This window comes from Mesorhizobium sp. M7A.F.Ca.CA.004.06.1.1, from assembly GCF_003999135.1.
Classification (GTDB): domain Bacteria; phylum Pseudomonadota; class Alphaproteobacteria; order Rhizobiales; family Rhizobiaceae; genus Mesorhizobium.
Window position 1 is genome coordinate 1 of record NZ_RZPQ01000674.1, and the last position, 3,293, is coordinate 3,293.

A 3,293-nucleotide genomic window follows, 5' to 3' on the forward strand; every position below is an offset into this window, starting at 1 on the left:
CAGCTGGTCTTCCAGGACCCGTACGGGTCGCTGCATCCGCGCATGCGCATTGCCGACAACGTCGCCGAGCCGCTGCGCATGAGCGACATGTCGGCGGCCGACCGCCGCGCCCGCGTCGCCGAACTGCTCGAACTGGTGCGGCTCAATCCCGAGCATGGCAAGCGCTATCCGCACGAACTGTCAGGCGGCCAGCGCCAGCGTGTCGTCATCGCCCGGGCGCTTGCGCTGAACCCGCAAGTGGTGATCCTCGACGAACCGGTTTCGGCGCTCGATGTTTCGGTGCAGGCTGGCGTGCTCAATTTGCTCAGGGATATCCAGCAGTCTTTCGGCACATCCTATCTGTTCATCGCACATGATCTTTCGGTCGTGCGCCACATCTCGCACCAGGTCGCGGTGATGTATCTCGGCAAGATCGTAGAGATCGCACCCGCGGCCGAACTCTATTCGAGGGCGCTGCATCCCTACACGCAGGCGCTGCTGTCGGCGGTGCCGCTCGCCAATCCCGAGAAGGAGCGCAAGCGCGAGCGCATCGTACTGACCGGTGACGTGCCGAGCCCGCTCAACCCACCATCCGGCTGCCGCTTCCGCACGCGCTGCTTCAAGGCGCAGGCGATCTGCGCTGCCGTCGAACCGCCGCTCGATCCGGCTGGCGGTTCGCATCGCGTCGCCTGTCATTTTCCGGAGCCGGTCAACACGTTCAAGACTGTGTGATTGGCCTGCCGAATTCACCCGAAGGAATCTTGATCGTGACTGAGGACCATTCCGAGAATGCCGGTACGGCAGGATCCGCGCGCCTGCCGCTCGAAGGCATCAAGGTTCTCGATCTTTCCCGCGTGCTCGCCGGTCCTTGGGCAACGATGAGCCTTGCCGATCTCGGCGCCGAGGTCTGGAAGATCGAGAACATAGATGGCGGCGACGACACCAGGGCGTGGTCGGTGCCGAGCTACAAGGGTGTCTCGACCTACTATCTCTGCGCCAATCGCGGCAAGCAGAGCATCGCGCTCGACATGAAAAGCCCGCAGGGGCTGGCCATCGTGCGCGAACTGGCGGCGAAGGCCGACATCGTCGTCGAGAATTTCCGCTCCGGCACCGCCGACCGCCTCGGCGTCGGTTTCAAGGAACTCAGCGCGCCAAACCCGCGGCTGATCTACTGCTCGATCTCCGGCTATGGTCAGACCGGGCCCGATGCCGGACGGCCCGGCTATGATTTCGTCATGCAGGCCGAAAGCGGCCTGATGGCCATCACTGGCGAGAGCAATGGCGAGCCGATGCGCGTCGGCGTCGCCATCACCGACATCGTCTGCGGCATGGTCTCGACGCAGTCGATCCTGGCAGCGCTTTACGAGCGCGCGACGACCGGCAAGGGCCAGTTCCTCGACCTGTCGCTGATCGACTGCGCGCTCAGCCTGCTGATCAATATCGGCAGCGGTTACCTCAACACCGGCCGCGAGGTCGCCCGCTACGGCAATGCGCATCCGACGGTTGTCCCCTATCAGATATTCGAGGCCTCCGATGGCGGCTTCGCGCTGGCCGTCGGCAATGACCGCCAGTTCGCGGCGCTGTGCGAGAAGGTCCTTGATCTGCCACATCTGGCTGGGGATGCGCGCTTCATCAAGGCAGGCGCGCGTGCCACCAACCGCGAGGCTTTGATCCCCGAATTGGCGGCTGCCTTCAAGACGCGGACGCGCGACCACTGGATGGCAACCTGCGCCGCCGCCAGCGTGCCGGCCGGCACCGTAAAATCGATACCGGAAGTCTTCGACAGTCCCAATGTGCGTGAGCGTGGCCTCGTCCAGACCTTGCCGCATCCGCATCTCGGCTCCGTCGCCATGGTGCGCCCGGCACAGGGACTTGCCGCGCAGCTGACCGCCGACTTTACCGCGCCGCCGATGCTGGGCCAGGACACAGCTGCCGTGCTGGCCGACGTGCTCGGCTACAGCGCCGAGACCATCGACCAACTGATCGGCTCCGGGGCTGTCAGCGTCTATGCGCCTGCCGCCGAACCGATCCCCGCCTGATCTTCCACGGAACGTGGCAGCCCTCGTCTCGCATTTGCGGTTCGACGACTGGTGGTTCTTAACTTCAAGAGCGCGAAGAGCCGCTCCCGGAATTGCTCGGCCGGCTACTTCTGCTGGCCGTAATTCTTGTACCGCCCCCGAATGGCGGCGATCTCGCTGCCCTCGATGAGCACCGGTGTACCGGCGCTGCGCGCCAAAAGGTATTGCCGCGCCAAGGTCTCGAGCTTGATGGTGCGGACGAGCGCCGTGTCGAGATCGCCGCCGAAAGCGATCATGCCATGATTGGCGAGCAGGCAGGCCGACCTGTCCTTGAGCGCGACGACGGCAACCTTGGCCAGTTCGCTTGACGCGAACAGCGCATAGTCCGAACAGCGCACATCATCGCCACCGAAACCCGCGACCATGTAATGGAACAGCGGCAGTCCCTCGCGCAGGCACGATAGCGCCACGCAATGGTCGGGATGGGCATGCACGACGGCACCGGCCTCGGGGAAAGCCTTGTAGATCTCGGCGTGCATTTCCCATTCGCTCGACGGCCGGAACGCCCCCTCCCAGCTGCCATCGAGTTGCATCGGCACCATCTGCTCCGGCCGAAGCGCGCTTGTAGCTATTCCCGTCGGCGTGATCATCATGCCGCTTGTCGTCCGCACACTGATGTTGCCGGTGGTGCCGACATTCATTCCGCTGGCGTCCAGCGTCTGCGTCGCGGTGATCAGGCTGGCGCGTGCAGTCTCGGTGTCCATCACGATGCTTTTCCTGTGGTTGGCCGCATGACAGGTTTTGCCGGTGGCCATATATCGATCGCCGGCGCGACGGTGGTCGCCCGTGTCATGTCTTGCAGGACGTCGGCGAAAATATCCGGGCCGCCGAGCTTCCCCGATTTCAACATCAGCGCCAGCGGCTCGGATGGCAGGCCGGGGAGGTGGGCAGTGGCACGCGACAGTCCCGGCCCCTCATAGGCACCCATGGCGATGCGGTCGATGCCGAGCGCCTTGACCACCGAACCGGCGGTCTCGCCGCCGGCGACGACCAGCCGCCGCACACCGAGTTCGAGCACAAGAATGTGTGCAATCCCGGCCAGCATCTCTTCCGCCTTTGCCGCCACCGCGTTGCGGCCATGCGCCTGCTGCAGCGCTTCGACCGTCGCTTGCGGCGCCGTCGTGGCAATGGCGATCATCGTGCCGGGCAAATGCCGCTGGGCGAAGGCACGCGCTTCGGCCACGACATCGGCGCCGGCGAAGGCGCTGGCCAGATCGATCGTCAGCAGTGGATTGT

General features: G+C 64.9%; 4 protein-coding genes. 2 read left to right on the forward strand and 2 right to left on the reverse strand.

The features are described from left to right. Positions 1–711: oligopeptide/dipeptide ABC transporter ATP-binding protein (locus EN906_RS28110; protein ID WP_127375527.1), on the forward strand; the 711-nt coding region annotated here is incomplete at its 5' end. 35 nt (positions 712–746) lie between these two features. After that, on the forward strand, positions 747–2,018 hold the full coding sequence (locus tag EN906_RS28115; protein ID WP_127272705.1) for a CaiB/BaiF CoA-transferase family protein: 1,272 nt from the start codon (positions 747–749) through the stop codon (positions 2,016–2,018). A gap of 104 nt (positions 2,019–2,122) precedes the next feature. Here the strand turns inward: EN906_RS28115 and EN906_RS28120 are convergent, their stop codons facing one another. After that, positions 2,123–2,761, reverse strand: coding sequence for a class II aldolase/adducin family protein (locus tag EN906_RS28120; protein ID WP_127272706.1), 639 nt, complete (start codon positions 2,759–2,761; stop codon positions 2,123–2,125). Next, positions 2,761–3,293: nucleotide-binding domain containing protein (locus EN906_RS28125; RefSeq protein ID WP_281060464.1), on the reverse strand; the 533-nt coding region annotated here is incomplete at its 5' end. The genes EN906_RS28125 and EN906_RS28120, both read right to left, overlap by 1 nt.